Here is a 13,961-nt window from a genome sequence, read left to right on the forward strand (position 1 = left end):
ACGGGAAGCCGGCGGCGCGGGCACTGCCCGCCGGCCTGCGGTGAAATGCGCTGTCGCCTCGACATCGGACCGCCCATGCCCCGCAACCCGTTCTACAACCCGGCCAAGCCGCATCACCGGCCCGACGGCTTCCGCAACCCGGGCGGCGACGAGGTGAGCAAGTCGCTGGCGCAGGTGCTGCGCTGGCGTCTGGAGGCCCGCCGCGACGGCTTGCCGCGGCCGCCCAGCGACCCCATTCCCACCGCCCGGCCCGATCTGGCCAGGCTGCATGGCTATGCGGCGCGCCATGCCCATGATCCGGCGGGCCATGGCCCCAGCATCACCTGGGCCGGCCACGCGACGGTGCTGGCCCAGCTGGGCGGCCTCAGCCTGCTGACCGACCCGATCTTCTCGGAGCGCGCGTCGCCGCTGCCCGGCGTCGGGCCGAAGCGGCACCAGGCGCCCGGGCTGGCGCCGCACGAGCTGCCGCATGTCGACGTGGTGCTGATCTCGCACAACCACTACGACCATCTCGACGATGCGTCGGTCCGCGCGCTGGCCGCGCAGGCGGGTGGACCGCCGCTGTTCGTCGTGCCGCTGGGCCTGAAGCGCTGGCTGGCGGCGCGGGGCATCACCCGCGTGGCCGAGCTCGACTGGTGGCAGTCGGTGTCGGTCGATCACGGCGCCGGCACCGGGGCCGAGGTCGTGCTGCTGCCGGCTCAGCACTGGTCCGCGCGGGGCATCAACGACCGCCAGCTGACGCTGTGGGGCGGCTACGCGGTGCTGGCCCGTGACTGCCACCTCTTCTACCCCGGCGACACCGGCTACTCGCGCGAGTTCGTCCGCGTGCGCGAGCACTTCGCGCCGCGCCAGCACGAGGCGGCCGGCGGCGGGTTCGACATCGCGCTGATGCCGATCGGCGCCTACGCGCCACGCTGGTTCATGTCGGCGCAGCACGTCGACGTCGACGAGGCGCTGAAGGTCTGCGCCGACGTCGGCGCCAAGCGCATGCTCGGCGTGCACTGCGGCACCTTCGCGCTCAGCGACGAAGCGCTCGACGAGCCGCCGCGCGTGCTGAAGGCCTTGCGCGAGGAACGTGGGCTGTCCGAGGACCAGTGCTGGCTGATGGCGATCGGCGAGACGCGCTCGCTGCCGCCGCGCGGAACCGGCCCGCGGTGAACCGGGCGCGGCGCGGCGATCAGTCGACGCGGTCGTCGGCGCTGAGCTGCACGCATTGCGGATGCCGCTTCCACGCCGCGGAAGCGCATTGCTGCTGCATGCACCGATAGAGCGAGAACGGCGTGCGCTCGCCGCAGACCTGCCGCGGGCTGTCCGCGGCGCTGCGCACGGGCTGCTTCACCGGTGGCGAAGCGGGCACGGGGTCGGGCGCCGCGGCAGCGGCCGGTGTCGGCGCTGCGGCGGGCGCGTCGGCGGCCGGTGTCGGCCCTGCGGCCGGCGCTTCGGCGGCCGGCGTGGACGCGGCCGCGTCGACCGGCCCCGCGGCCGGGGCGCCCTCGGCGCGTGCGTCGGGCGGCGTGGTCGTCGACGTTGCGGCGGCGGCGCTCTGCTGGCCGTTCACTTCGGACGTCATGACCGGGGCCGGCAAGGCCGCCGCGGAAACCTCGGCCGGTGGCGCGGCGCCGACCAGCGCGGCCGCCGGCCCCGCGGCTTGCTGCTCGACGCGCCAGATCATCCACCAGCCTTCGTCCGCCGCGCCATAGCCGACGGCCGCCAGCAGCAGCGTGGCCAAGGCCAGCCACCACGGGCGCCGGGACGGTCGCCGCGACCATGTCGCCGGCGCCGGCATCGGCCGCGGATCGGCCTGCACCGGCCGCTCCGCCGGCGCGGGCACGGGGGCCGCGGGCCGCGGCGCTGACTCGGCGCGTTCCGCGACGGCGTCGACCGCGCGCCGGATCAGGTCGATCGTGGCCGTCTCCGGCGCGGCTTCGTTCGCCGGCGGCACAGCCACGGCCGCGGCCGCGAACGCAACCGGCGGCGCCGCGGGCGCCGGGGCCGCGGCCGGTTCGAGCGCCTCCATGGGCTCGCGGGGCGGCCCGTGCAGCAGCCACTCCCTGAACTCGCCGACCGTGCGCGGACGGCGGGCGATGTCCGGCGAAGCCGCCGCGTCGAGCGCGCGCAGCAGGGCCTCGTCGTAGCGCACCGGGGGCGCGTCGGCCGCCCGCCGTTGCACGATCTGCGCCAGCGGTTCGACCGGCGAGGCACCCGGCACCGACGGCAGCAGCCCGGTGATGCAGAACCTGGCGACCTGGGCCAGCGAGTAGAAATCGGACCAGGGGCCGCTCGGCGCCGCGGCCGACGGCACGCGCATCTCCGGCGCCATGAAGCGCTCGGGCAGCGCAGGAACGGGTGGCTTGGGCGCGCCACCGGTGGGGTCCGGCCGGACCCCGCGCGGCCCCAGCAGCAGCGCGCGGTCGTCATCGAGCAGCAGGATGCGGGCCGGGTTCACGCCACCATGCGCGCCGGCCACGCGATGCCAGGACGACAGCGCGTCCAGCAGCTCCAGCAGCAGCCGGCGCAGCGCCGGCTCGTCCGGCGGCGCGTCCATCTCGTGGCGCAGCTCCAGCAGCGGCCAGCCGGCGTACAGCGGCATCACGCGGTACACCGTGCCGTGCGCGCGCAGCAGGTGGCGCACGCGCAGCAGGGAACCGTCGTCGCAGCGCGCCAGCTGCCGCGCTTCGTCGACGAAGGCGTCGCGGCCGGCCTCGAACGCGACACCGGCGCCCACGTCCAGCGCTTCGACGCCAAAGCCCGGCGTGCGCCGGATCAGGCGCCGCGGCAGGTACTCCTTGATGGCCACCGGGATCCCGAGCTCCAGGTCCCAGGCGCGGTACACCACGTCGTTCTCGTCCGCGGCAAGCGTGCCGCGCACTTCGAAATGACCCAGCCGATGGCCGGGCGGGACCGCACCATCGGCCATCGGAGGCAGCGGATCGGGAGCGTTCATCGAGCGGCCGCAAGTCGACAGATGCAGCACGCTAGCGTGCAGGCCGAGCGGCCTGTTAGCCGATGTAGTGCGACGCCGCCCCGGGCGGGCCGCCGCGGCTTACCTTCGCTTGCGATAAAAAGGGCGGCGGGGTTTTCAGTCGCAGGTGATCGCCACCGTCTTGGTGACCAGGTAGGCCTCCAGCGCCTCCGGGCCACCCTCGCTGCCGTAGCCCGAATCCTTGACGCCGCCGAAGGGCAGCTCGGGCACCGGCAGCGCCGGCTGGTTGATCCACAGCATGCCGACCTCCAGCCGCTGCGACAGCTGGTGGATGGTCTTGATCGACTGGCTGTAGGCGTAACCCGCCAGGCCGTACGGCAGCCGGTTGCTCTCGGCGATCGCCTCGTCCAGCGTCTGGAAGCCGCGCACCGCGGCCATCGGGCCGAAGGGCTCGTCGTTGAACACCCGGGCGGACAGCGGCACGTCGGTGAGCACGGTGGGCGCGTAGAAATTGCCCGTCGAGCCGATGCGCTCGCCGCCCGCGGCCAGCGTCGCGCCGTGGCGCAGCGCGTCTTCGGTCAGTGCCTGCATCGCGACCAGGCGCCGCGGGTTCGCCAGCGGCCCCATCGTGATGCCCTCGGCCAGGCCGTCGCCGACCTTCAGCGAGCGGGTGTGCGCCACCAGCTGACGCACGAACTCCTCGCGGATCGAGTCGTGCACGAGGAAGCGCGTCGGCGCGATGCACACCTGGCCGGCGTTGCGGAACTTGGCCGCGCCGGCGGCCTTCACCGCGCGGCCGATGTCGGCGTCCTCGGCGACGATCACCGGCGCGTGGCCGCCGAGCTCCATCGTCACCCGCTTCATGTGCTGGCCGGCCAGCGCCGCCAGCTGCTTGCCCACCGGCGTGCTGCCGGTGAAGGTGATCTTGCGGATCACCGGGTGCGCGATCAGGTAGGACGAGATCTCGGCCGGGTCGCCGTAAACCAGCCCGATCACGCCGGCCGGCACGCCGGCATCGACGAAGGCCTTGACCAGCGCGGCCGGCGACGCCGGCGTTTCCTCCGGCGCCTTGATCAGGATCGAGCAGCCGGTGGTCAGCGCGGCACTGAGCTTGCGCACCACCTGGTTGATCGGGAAGTTCCACGGCGTGAAGGCCGCCACCGGGCCCACCGGCTCCTTCAGCACCTGGGCCTGCACGTTCAGGCTGCGCGGCGGCACGATGCGGCCGTAGACCCGCCGGCCTTCGTCGGCGAACCACTCGATGATGTCGGCGGCGGACAGCGTCTCGACCTTCGCTTCCGCCAGCGGCTTGCCCTGCTCCTGCGTCATCAGCGCGGCGATCTCGCCGGCGCGCTCGCGCAGCAGCGTGGCGGCCGCGCGCATCAGCTTCGCGCGTTCGATCGCCGGGGTCGCGCGCCAGGTCTCGAAGCCCTTCTGCGCCGCCGCCAGCGCGCGGTCGAGGTCGGCGGTGCCGGCGCGCGCCAGGCGGCCGATCTCGGCACCGCTGGCGGGGTTCACCACCGGCAGCGTGCGGCCGTCGGCGGCATCGCACCACTGGTTGGCGATCAGCAGTTGGGTCGAGGGATAGGCAGGAGTGATCATGGGGAGAGGGGGCAGGGGGTGGATGACGCGGGCCGCATGGGGCGCCGCGATGCTCAATTGTTGATGACCCGGCGGGTGAAGGCTTCGAGGTAGTCGAGCAGCGCGTCGGCGCCCTGGATGGCGTCGGCTTCGCTGCCGGTGGCGATGCCGCGCGCCAGCAGCGCATGGCAGCGCGCGCCCTCCTTGATCTCGCCGGCATGCTGGTAGGCATACCAGAAGCGCCGGCACTGGATCACCAGCGGCACGACCGCGGTGACGGCCGAGGTATTGCGGCAGGCCGCATGGTTGACGAGGTCGAGCTCGTGGTCGGCCTGCATGTAGCGGTTCAGGTCGTCGCGCTTCGCCGCCGCGAGCATGCGGTCGGCGCAGACGACGAACTGCTCGCGCTCGGCCATGCTGGCTCGCCGTGCCGAGCAGGCGGCGATCACGCGTTCCAGCGCGCGCCGGGTGGCGATCACGTCGAGGTGGTTGGCCAGGTCGATCGGCGAGACCAGCAGCCCGCGCCGCGGCTGCTGCACGATCAGGCCGACCGACATCAGCCGCATCAGCGCCTCGCGCACCGGCGTGCGGCCGAGCCCGATGCGCTCGGCGAGCTCGCCTTCGACGATCGGGCTGCCGGGTGTCAGCGCCATCGTCGAGATCAGCGACTCGATGGCGTCGTAGGCGACGTCGGCGTCGCGGCGCCTGGGCGCAGGCGCCGCGATCGGTTTCTTCTTCGGGATCACGTCGGTTCTCTTCGGAAGTTCGGGCAAACCCTGCGCAATTGACTCTGGCATCGCGCTTGCAACGGATGCTAGCATGGCGCTAATATATTTCGAATATCTGTGATGCATACCGAGATGGACGATTCGACCGCACCAAGACCGCGCCGCCGGCTGTCCGGCCTGGTGCTCGATGCCTCCGGTTGGGTGCTGCGCGCGGAACGCCAGGCGATCCTGTGGCTGATGTGGCTGCTGCTGGCGCTGATCCTGGTGAACGTCGCCACGCGGTATGCCGGCGCGCCGATCTACTGGATCGACGAGGCCGCGGTCTACACCGTGGTCTGGCTCGCCTTCATCGGCGGCTCGGCGATGTGCCGGCTGCGCATGGACTTCGCGGTGACGCTGCTGTCCGAGCGCCTCGGCCCGGCCGGCGCGCGCCGGCTCAAGCTGGCCGCCGGCACGGGCGTGCTGGTCTTCGCGCTGGCGCTGGTGGGGATGTGCTGGATCTGGATGGACCCGGTCGGCATCGTGCGCCAGGGCTTCGACGCCAGGGAGTACGCCGCCCGGTCCTTCAACTTCCTCTACACCGAACGCACGCAGACGCTGAACTGGCCGACCTGGGTGCTGATGCTGGTGCTGCCGCTGTTCGCGTCGACGCTCCCCTTGCACGCCACGGCGAACCTGATCGAGGACCTCGGCTGGCACGAGCGGCGCCGCCACGTCGGCTTCCCGAGCGCCGACGCCGAAGCGGTCGTGAACTGAAGGACGCACCCGATGCTGACCACCGCGTTCTTCCTCGCGATCCTGCTGATCGGCGTGCCGATCGGCATCTGCCTGTGCCTGGCGGGCATCGTCTACATCCTGGCGTCGGGCAACCCGGTGCTGTTCCAGTCCTTCCCGCTGCAGATGTTCGGCGGCGTCGACAGCTACGGGCTGATCGCGATCCCGCTGTTCATCCTGATCGGCGAGATCATGAACAGCGGCGGCATCACCCGCCGGCTGGTCGACCTGTCGATGGCCTTCGTCGGCGCGGTGCGCGGCGGCCTGGCCTACGTGAACATCCTGGCCAACATGCTGGTGTCGTCGATCATCGGCTCGGCCACCGCGCAGGTGGCCATCATGTCGCAGGTGATGGTGCCGGAGATGGAGCGCCAGGGCTACGACAAGACCTTCGCCGCCGGCATCACGGTCTACGGCGGCATGCTGGGGCCGATCATCCCGCCGTCGGTGATGTTCGTGGTCTACAGCGTGCTGGCGCAGGTGGCGGTGGGCGACATGCTGATCGCCGGCATCCTGCCCGGCATCCTGCTGACGGTGCTGTTCTTCATCGTCATCGCGGCGATGGGCTTCTTCTACAACTACCCGCGCAGCGAGCAGCGCACGCTGCGCCAGCGTGCGCACACCGTGCTCACCGCCAGCCCGACGCTGCTGCTGCCGGTGGTCATCGTCGGCTCGATCCTCGCCGGCCTGGCCAACCCCACCGAAGCGGCGGCCGTCGGTGCGCTCGGGGCCGCGCTGATAGGACGTTATGTCACGAAGGAATTCGACCTGCGCCGCATGCCCGAGCTGCTGGTGCGCACCGGCATTTACTCGGCCATCGTGCTGTTCCTGGTCGCCGCCGCCGCGGTGTTCTCGTGGATCCTGATCTTCGGCAAGGTGCCGCAGGCCGCGGCCGAGTGGATCCGCACCGTCGCCAAGGACCCGGTGAGCTTCATGCTGCTGACCAACGTGATCCTGCTGGTCATCGGCACGGTGATCGACGGCATTCCGGGCCTGATCATGACGGTGCCCATCCTGCTGCCGATCGCCACCGACGTGTACGGCATCGACCCGCGCCACTTCGGCGTCGTCGTGGTCGTCAACCTCGTGCTCGGGCTGATGTCACCGCCGGTGGGCCTGAGCTTCTTCGTCGCCGCCGCTGTCACCGGCGCCAAGCCGGGCCGCATGTTCATCGTCACGCTGCCGTTCTTCCTGATCTGCTGCGTCGCGCTGGTGCTGCTGTCGATCTTCCCCAGCCTGTCGCTCGGGCTGCTGAAGTAGTGCCTTCCCTGTCCCCTCCCCCCGCCTGGAGTCTTTCCATGACCCTCTCCCGCCGTCCGATTTCTCGTCGCGATTTCCTCGGCTCGGCCGCCGCCGCCGGTTCCCTCGGCTTTACGCCGCTGCTGCGCGCGCAGGCCAAGGAGTTCCGCATCGGCCTGATCACGCCGGCCGGCCATTCGTGGAACCGTGCCGCGCTGCACTTCGCGGAAGACCTGAAGAAGGAAAGCGGCGGCCGCTTCAGCGCCACCGTGTTCCATTCGGGCCAGCTCGGCAACGAGTCGGCGATGATGCAGCAGCTGCAGTCGGGCGCGCTCGACATGGGCTGGATCCAGGCCGCCGAGCTCGGTTCGCGCGTGCCCAGCGTCGCGGCGATCAACGCGCCCTACCTCGTCAGGTCCACGGCCAACGTCGCGAAGCTGGTGCGGCACCCGGCGGCGCTGAAGCTGCTGGAAGCGCTGCCGCGCGAGACCGGTACCATCGGCCTGGGCTGGGGCATCACCGGCATGCGCGCGGTCTTCGCGACCAGGGACATCAACAGCTCGGCCGACCTGAAGGGCATGAAGCTTCGCATCAACCCGACGCCGGTGTACCGCGACTTCTACCAGTCGTTCGGTGCGGCCCCGACGCCGATCCCGACGCCGCAGGTCTTCGACGCGATGGCCAACGGCCAGGTCGACGGGCTGGAGGCCGACCTCGAGTTCTCGTGGAACGCGCGCTTCGACAAGGTCTCGAAGGCGATGCTGCAGATGAACGCGCTGTTCATGCCCTTCGCGCCGCTGGTGTCCGGCCGCGTATGGGCGACGCTCGCCGACAAAGACAAGGCGCTGATCCAGGATCTGGTGCGCAAGGCGCTCAACGCGCAGATCGACGAGATCGTCGCCACCGAGGGCGGCCACATCGAGAAGTTCAAGGCCACCGGCATCCCGATGAAGGTCGAGCCCGCGACCAGCGTCGCCGCGAGCATCGCCGAGTTCGACAAGCTGTGGCTGCCGAAGGCGCCGGCGATCGCCGAACTGCGCAAGGCCGGCGCGAGCCTCTGATCCCGGCTGCACTGTCCACCCCTTCTCCACGAACGAGTCACCATGACCCAGAAAGTCCACTGGAGCGGCGTCTTCCCCGCCGTGACCACCCAGTTCCGCCCCGACCTGTCGGTCGACGTCGACGCCACCGCCCGGGTGATGGACGCGCTGATCAAGGACGGCGTCTCCGGCCTCATCGTCTGCGGCACCGTCGGCGAGAACTGCTCGCTGTCGACGCGCGAGAAGGTGCAGATCATGGAAGCCGGCCGCGCGGTCTCGAAAGGCCGCGTGCCGGTGATCTGCGGCATCGCCGAGTTCACCACCGCCTTCGCGATCGACACCGCGCGCGAGGCGCAGCGCATCGGCGTCGACGGCATCATGGTGATGCCGGCGCTGCTGTACTCGTCGAAGCCGCACGAGACCGCGGCGCACTTCCGCAGCGTCGCCAAGGCCACCGACCTGCCGGTGATGGTCTACAACAACCCGCCGATCTACCGCAACGACGTGACGCCGGACATCCTGGCCTCGCTGGCCGACTGCGAGACCATCGTCTGCTTCAAGGACTCGTCGGGCGACACCCGCCGCTTCATCGACACGCGCAACATGGTGGGCGACCGCTTCGTGCTGTTCGCCGGCCTCGACGACGTGGTGGTCGAAAGCGTCGCGATGGGCGCGCAGGGCTGGGTGTCGGGCATGTCGAACGCCTTCCCGAAGGAAGGCGAGACCCTGTTCCGCCTGGCCAAGGCCGGCCGCTTCGCCGACCTGATGCCGCTGTACGAATGGTTCATGCCGCTGCTGCACCTGGACGCGCGCCCCGACCTCGTGCAGTGCATCAAGCTGTGCGAGCACATCATGGGCCGCGGCACCTGGCGCACCCGCCCGCCGCGGCTGGAGCTGCCGCCGCAGGACAAGGCGCATGTCGAGGAGATCATGCGCCGGGCGCTGGCGAACCGGCCGGCGCTGCCGGAGGTGGGGCTGGCGGGGCGCTGACACGCCATGGCCACGGCGGGGGCGCGTCGCCCGCGTCAGGCGTTTGCGTCCGCCTCGCCGCCGTGCAGCCGCCGCAGCCAGTTGCGCGTCAGCTGCATCGTGCCGTCACGCTCGCTCCAGTAGCGCGACGCAAGCGCCGAGCCGCCGGTGATGAACTCGCGCCGGCGCTCGATGCGCCGCTCGCCGAGCACGCTCTTGCCGATCGCGAAGCGCAGCTCGCCCTGCGGCGAGAACAGCAGCGTCGCACCGCCGACGAAGCTGAAGGCCGGCTTCTTGCCGGACTTGGCGACATGGACCTGCTGCGTGACGACCGACACCGTCTCGAACCGGACTTCCTCGCCCGCGCCGACGCGGCGGGTCGTCTGCAGCGTGCTGATCTCCGGCCGCGTCACCCGGGCGCCATGCTTGGCCAGGCGCGGGTCGTCCTGCGCGACGAGGCCGATCTCCTCGAAGGCGCCGGGCTGCTCGAGCCAGCGCGCCAGCGCCTCGGCCTGGCGGCGCAGGGCGCCCGGGGGCACCGGGCGACCGGGCGCGCTGCCGAAGCGGGTCTGCGCGAAGCTCAGCTCGGGCAGCGGCGGCAGCGAGATGCGCGGCGGCAGCCACAGCAGCGAGTCCTCGGACAGGCTGAAGACGTAGCGCGGCAGGATGTCGCGCACGCGGAAGGCGTCGATCAGCGTCTCGCGGATCGACCACGGGTCGCCGGGGTTGAGCTCGGCGTCGGCGGTGACCATCGCGCGCAGGAACTCGCCCAGCTGCAGGTCGGCTGGTGGGCAGTAGTCGATCGCGCGCACGACGAGGGCGCAGAACTGGCGCGCCAGCGCCGCGGCTTCCTCGGCCAGCGCATCGAGCAGCTCGCCGGCAAGCTCGCCCTGCGGCAGCACGCCGCTGCCGTTGGTGGCCAGGCGGCGCAGGCGCGCGGTGCGCCGGCGGAACACGTTGTCGAAGGCATCGAAGACGGCCGACAGCAGCACCTCGCCCATGTCGTGCTCCTCGAGCTTGGACGAGTACACCAGGTCGGTGCGGTCCGCGCGCCGCAGCGCCGGCCGGCCGTCGGCCTGCCCGAACTGGCGCGCGATGCAGCACAGCCATTCCGAGGCCTTGTCGTCCGGCTCGCGCGCGACCACCACCGAGCGCGACTGGCGCAGCGCGTTGCGCAGCGCCTCGGGGTACTCGAAGTGCTGGAACAGCGCGACGAGGTCGGCGAAGCCTTCGTGGAAGCCGGGCACGTCGGGCGAGGTCGGCGACATGAAGTGCGGGCGCTGGCTGTCGAGCAGCGCATGCGTGAGCTCATGGGCGACGATGTCGTGCGACAGCGCGGTCAGGATCCAGCCCTGCTGCTTGCGCTGGAAGTAGCCGAAGCGCAGCTCACCGGCGTCGGGGTCGTACCACGCATTCTCCTCGTCCGTGCCGAGCGGGAAGACGCGCAGCCGCGCCGCTTCGCCATGGCCGCGCGCGAACGACCAGCCGGGTTCGCGGCCGAGCGCATGGCGGAAGGCCGCATGCACCTGGCTCGCCACCGCGTAGACCATCTGCGCATGGAAGCGCGGGTTGGTCTCCGAGGGCAGGTAGCCGTCCTGCAGCAGCTGGTGCGGCTCGTCGAGCTGCGGCGGCGCGAGCAGCCGCCCGGCGGCGTCCTGCATCCACAGCTCGAACACGCTGCCGCACAGGCAGGGCACGCCGTCGATGGTCTCGACCGCGAGCGGTTCGTACGGCACCGTGGCGATGGCCGTGCGGCCTTCGATGCGCTTGGCGATCGGATCGCTGGTGAAGACATGCAGGCGCCGCCACGGCGGTTCGCCGCGGCGATGCTCGTGGCTCTGCGCCACCGGCCGCGCCAGCCGGGTGGAGAGGTCGACGCTGCGAGGGTTCGCCATGGAGCGCGCCGTTCAGCGGCCGAACAGCGGCTGGTCGAGCCGCGCCGCCGGCCCGTCGAGCAGCGGCTGCTGGCGCGGCTGCGCGCCGAAGGCGGCCTCGACCTGCTGCTGCAGCTCACGCGGCGACAGGCGCCCGCCGCTGCCCGCCAGCACCGTCGTGGCATGCAGCGTGAATTCGCCCTGGCCGTTGCTCTCCCAGGCCACCTGGTCGGAGCGGCAGGCGCTGAAGAGCAGCTCGCTCCGGGTGCTGCTGCCGCCGCTGCGCGCGCCGGCAGCGGCCGCGGCATGCTGCGCGCGCCAGGCGCGGTGCGCATCGCGCCGCTCGGGCGTGGCGCGAACGAAGCGCGGCCGCGCATCGGCGGACGGCGGGCGGTCCGCGGCGCCGCGGCCCAGGCGGCTGATCGTGCCGGAGTGGCAGCAGTCGATGAACAGCGTCAGCGCCACGCCGGGCGCCAGGCGGTCGATCAGCGCGCCCAGGTCGTCGTCGATGAAGAACGCGCCGCTCTCGAAGTCCAGCGGGCAGAAGGCTTCGTCCAGGCCCGGCGTGTCGCCGCCGAGCTCGTCGCCGTCGAGGTCGTCGACCTGCGTGCCGTGGCCGGCGAACTGGATCACGAGCTGGTCGCCGGCGACGGCGCGCCCGAACAGCGATTCGATCGCGCCGACCATCGCGGCCCGGTCGACGTCCAGGCGCGTCTCCACCGCGAAGCCGCAGCCGGCCAGGGTGCGCGCCCAGCGCTCGGCATCGTTGCAGCAGCCGAACAGCGGCGCCGTCGGATAGGCGTCGATGCCGATGCACAGCGCGAGCCGGCGCCCGCCCGCCGAGGGCAGCAGCGCCGGCGAGGATGGCATGGAGGCCGGCAGCGCCGGCGGACGGGGTGGCGCGGGCGGCGTGGGCGGCTGCCACGCCGCATAGCTCAGCAGCTCGGGCGGCCAGTCGACTTCGTCGAGCCACGACCGCGCGCCACGCGAGGCGCCGGCCGGATACGGCTGCGGCAGCGGATCGGCGTCCGCCAGGTCGAGCACGCGGCGCATCACCGAGTTCATCGTCGGCGCGTCGTCGTCGAAGTCGCCGTGGCTCACCGCGTGGCTGGCGCTGCGGCCGTCGGCGATCGGGCTCTTCGACCACACCATCTGCGCGCGCGGGTTCGGCGGCGCCATGCCCAGGCCGAACAGCTGCACCAGCGCGGCATCGGCCCGCAGGCTGTCCTCCAGGCCCAGCACCGGCGCGTCGTCGTCGCTCTCGCAGGCGCGGCTGACCAGGTACAGCAGCGATTTGCGGTAGACGCCCGCGCAGTTGTCGTCGCGCTCGAAGTCGCGCTTCATCGTGAAGACGGTCAGCGCATCGATGCCGGCGCCGACCAGCGGCGCGACCAGCGCCGAGAACGCATCGCAGCGGATCGCCGGCGCCAGCAGCTGCACGCTGCGCAGCGCGGGCCAGCCGGCGGCGCCGCCGGCCTGCAGCAGCTCGGCATGGAAGATCGCGCCGGCGCTGTGGCCCACTGCATGCAGTTCCAGCGGCACCCCCCGGGCCATCAGCTCGGCCAGGCGCTGCACGAAGTAGTGCGCGCCGCCCCCTTGTTCGCTGGCCTGGCGCGCCGAGAGCTTCATCGTCGCCCAGACGCGCTCGCCGCCCAGCGCGCGCACCGCGGCCTCGAGCACCGGGTCGCTGATGTGGTCGCTGAACCAGTTGCGCACGCCGCGCGGCGCCACGCGGCCGCGGGCGCGCTCGAGCATGCTGCCGAGCGTCTCGAAGAGGCCGGTCTCCCAGACGAAGTGGATCGGGTAGACGTTGTTGGCGCGCCACCATGGCAGCTTGCCCAGCGCACCGCCCAGGCCCGCGCTTTCGGACACCAGCCCGCCATGCGCGAACAGCACCACGCGCAGCGTCTCGCCCTGCGCCTGCGCGGCCTCGGCCGCGGCGCGCAGGTGCTCGCCGACGAGGCGGTCGACGTCGGCCTCGTTGGTCGTCATCAGGCCGTGCGACGAGAAGCGGCCCATGCGCAGGTTGATCACGTGGGGGCGCAGCCGGTCGATGTCCTCGGGCGTCAGCGGCGCATCGCGGCGTGCGGCGCGCGCGGCCCTGGCGTCGGACACGGCATCGACCTGTCCGCAGGCGCATTCGTCGTCGTGGGCCGGCGCGGCGGGCGTCGCATTCATGCGCGCCAGCGTGCGCTGCACGAGGTCGGCGCCGGCCAGCGCGTGCTCGGGCAGCGGCAGCAGCGCGCGCGCCGCGCCGCCGCGGGCGCGCGAGCGCGGCGCCGCGGGGGCCGCGGCGGCGACGGGCTGCAGCGCGTGCGCGCGCAGCTCGTCGAGGAAGGCCTCGCGGTCGATCGCGCTGCCCGGGCAGCTCTTGCCCGACAGCTGGTTGTGGAACAGCAGGCTCTCGGGCGCCAGGCCGAAACGCTGCTGCACGAGCTTGATCACGTCCAGCACCGCGCGGCGCTGCGCGCCCTGCAGCAGGTCGCGGCCGATGTCGAAGTCGCCGACGGTCTCGAACATGAACGGCCCGGCCACCGCATTGCCGTTGTGGCCGACGGCGCTGGCCGGGGCCGAGTTCCAGTCGCGGCCGGTCCAGACGAAGCCTTCGGGATCGATCGTCAGGTGCTGCGCGATGTCGGAGAACTTGCGCTCGTGCGTGTGGAAGTGCCACATGCCCACCATCGAGTCGTGGCCGCGCCACTGCGCATGGTTCGGCCGCCAGGTGTGGTGCATGTGCACGGCGGTGATGCGCCGCCGCATGGGAAACGCCGCCAGCACGGCGGCGAACTGGGCGATGGTCAGGCGCTCGAACGGCGGCATGTCGGTCCTTCGG

The 13,961-nt window shown here is 72.1% G+C and carries 10 protein-coding genes; 5 read left to right on the forward strand and 5 right to left on the reverse strand.

Going from position 1 to position 13,961, the window contains the following annotated elements; all coding sequences use genetic code 11:
- Positions 1–75: 75 nt before the first annotated feature.
- Positions 76–1,158 (forward strand): MBL fold metallo-hydrolase, encoded by a 1,083-nt coding sequence (locus P1K89_RS17695; RefSeq protein WP_284617804.1) that lies wholly within the window; start codon positions 76–78, stop codon positions 1,156–1,158.
- 19 nt (positions 1,159–1,177) lie between these two features.
- Here P1K89_RS17695 and P1K89_RS17700 read toward each other — a convergent pair whose 3' ends face one another.
- The 3 genes from P1K89_RS17700 to P1K89_RS17710 all read right to left on the reverse strand — a co-directional run bounded on the left by P1K89_RS17700 (position 1,178) and on the right by P1K89_RS17710 (position 5,250).
- Positions 1,178–2,944 (reverse strand): serine/threonine-protein kinase, encoded by a 1,767-nt coding sequence (locus tag P1K89_RS17700; RefSeq protein ID WP_284617805.1) that lies wholly within the window; start codon positions 2,942–2,944, stop codon positions 1,178–1,180.
- 135 nt (positions 2,945–3,079) lie between these two features.
- Positions 3,080–4,525: an NAD-dependent succinate-semialdehyde dehydrogenase gene (locus P1K89_RS17705; RefSeq protein WP_284617806.1), complete on the reverse strand. Its 1,446-nt coding sequence runs from the start codon at positions 4,523–4,525 to the stop codon at positions 3,080–3,082.
- A 53-nt stretch (positions 4,526–4,578) separates the two neighbouring features.
- The gene (locus P1K89_RS17710) at positions 4,579–5,250 is read right to left on the reverse strand and encodes a GntR family transcriptional regulator (RefSeq protein WP_284617807.1); all 672 of its coding nucleotides are present in this window, start codon (positions 5,248–5,250) and stop codon (positions 4,579–4,581) included.
- Positions 5,251–5,364: 114 nt separating this feature from the next.
- Here P1K89_RS17710 and P1K89_RS17715 point away from each other — a divergent pair, with 114 nt between their 5' ends.
- The 4 genes from P1K89_RS17715 to P1K89_RS17730 are packed head-to-tail and all read left to right on the forward strand — an operon-like array spanning position 5,365 to position 9,275.
- Positions 5,365–5,988, forward strand: a complete 624-nt coding sequence (locus P1K89_RS17715; protein WP_284617808.1) for a TRAP transporter small permease — start codon at positions 5,365–5,367, stop codon at positions 5,986–5,988.
- 12 nt (positions 5,989–6,000) lie between these two features.
- Entirely contained in the window at positions 6,001–7,266 is a 1,266-nt protein-coding gene (locus P1K89_RS17720) for a TRAP transporter large permease (RefSeq protein ID WP_284617809.1), read from the forward strand.
- Positions 7,267–7,304: 38 nt separating this feature from the next.
- Positions 7,305–8,306 carry a TRAP transporter substrate-binding protein gene (locus P1K89_RS17725; protein WP_284617810.1) on the forward strand — a complete coding sequence of 334 codons (1,002 nt, stop codon included), beginning with the start codon at positions 7,305–7,307 and terminating at the stop codon, positions 8,304–8,306.
- A 42-nt stretch (positions 8,307–8,348) separates the two neighbouring features.
- On the forward strand, positions 8,349–9,275 hold the full coding sequence (locus tag P1K89_RS17730) for a dihydrodipicolinate synthase family protein (RefSeq protein WP_284617811.1): 927 nt from the start codon (positions 8,349–8,351) through the stop codon (positions 9,273–9,275).
- 35 nt (positions 9,276–9,310) lie between these two features.
- Here the strand turns inward: P1K89_RS17730 and P1K89_RS17735 are convergent, their stop codons facing one another.
- Together P1K89_RS17735 and P1K89_RS17740 are read right to left on the reverse strand one after the other, a co-directional pair.
- Entirely contained in the window at positions 9,311–11,149 is a 1,839-nt protein-coding gene (locus P1K89_RS17735) for a gluzincin family metallopeptidase (protein WP_284617812.1), read from the reverse strand.
- Positions 11,150–11,161: 12 nt separating this feature from the next.
- Complete coding sequence (locus P1K89_RS17740; protein WP_284617813.1) at positions 11,162–13,948, reverse strand: caspase family protein; 2,787 nt, start codon at positions 13,946–13,948, stop codon at positions 11,162–11,164.
- Between the last annotated feature and the right edge of the window lie 13 nt (positions 13,949–13,961).

Origin of the sequence: Aquabacterium humicola (genome assembly GCF_030167915.1) — a bacterium.
In the GTDB taxonomy this organism is placed as follows: Bacteria; Pseudomonadota; Gammaproteobacteria; order Burkholderiales; family Burkholderiaceae_C; genus Pseudaquabacterium; species Pseudaquabacterium humicola.

Excerpts from the sequence above, each read along its gene's own strand:
- P1K89_RS17705 (WP_284617806.1), bottom strand. The coding sequence starts at position 4,525 with ATGATCACTCCTGCCTATCCCTCGACCCAACTGCTGATCGCCAACCAG.
- P1K89_RS17695 (WP_284617804.1), top strand. The coding sequence starts at position 76 with ATGCCCCGCAACCCGTTCTACAACCCGGCCAAGCCGCATCACCGGCCC.
- P1K89_RS17730 (WP_284617811.1), top strand. The coding sequence starts at position 8,349 with ATGACCCAGAAAGTCCACTGGAGCGGCGTCTTCCCCGCCGTGACCACC.
- P1K89_RS17735 (WP_284617812.1), bottom strand. The coding sequence starts at position 11,149 with ATGGCGAACCCTCGCAGCGTCGACCTCTCCACCCGGCTGGCGCGGCCG.
- P1K89_RS17700 (WP_284617805.1), bottom strand. The coding sequence starts at position 2,944 with ATGAACGCTCCCGATCCGCTGCCTCCGATGGCCGATGGTGCGGTCCCG.
- P1K89_RS17715 (WP_284617808.1), top strand. The coding sequence starts at position 5,365 with ATGGACGATTCGACCGCACCAAGACCGCGCCGCCGGCTGTCCGGCCTG.
- P1K89_RS17740 (WP_284617813.1), bottom strand. The coding sequence starts at position 13,948 with ATGCCGCCGTTCGAGCGCCTGACCATCGCCCAGTTCGCCGCCGTGCTG.
- P1K89_RS17725 (WP_284617810.1), top strand. The coding sequence starts at position 7,305 with ATGACCCTCTCCCGCCGTCCGATTTCTCGTCGCGATTTCCTCGGCTCG.
- P1K89_RS17720 (WP_284617809.1), top strand. The coding sequence starts at position 6,001 with ATGCTGACCACCGCGTTCTTCCTCGCGATCCTGCTGATCGGCGTGCCG.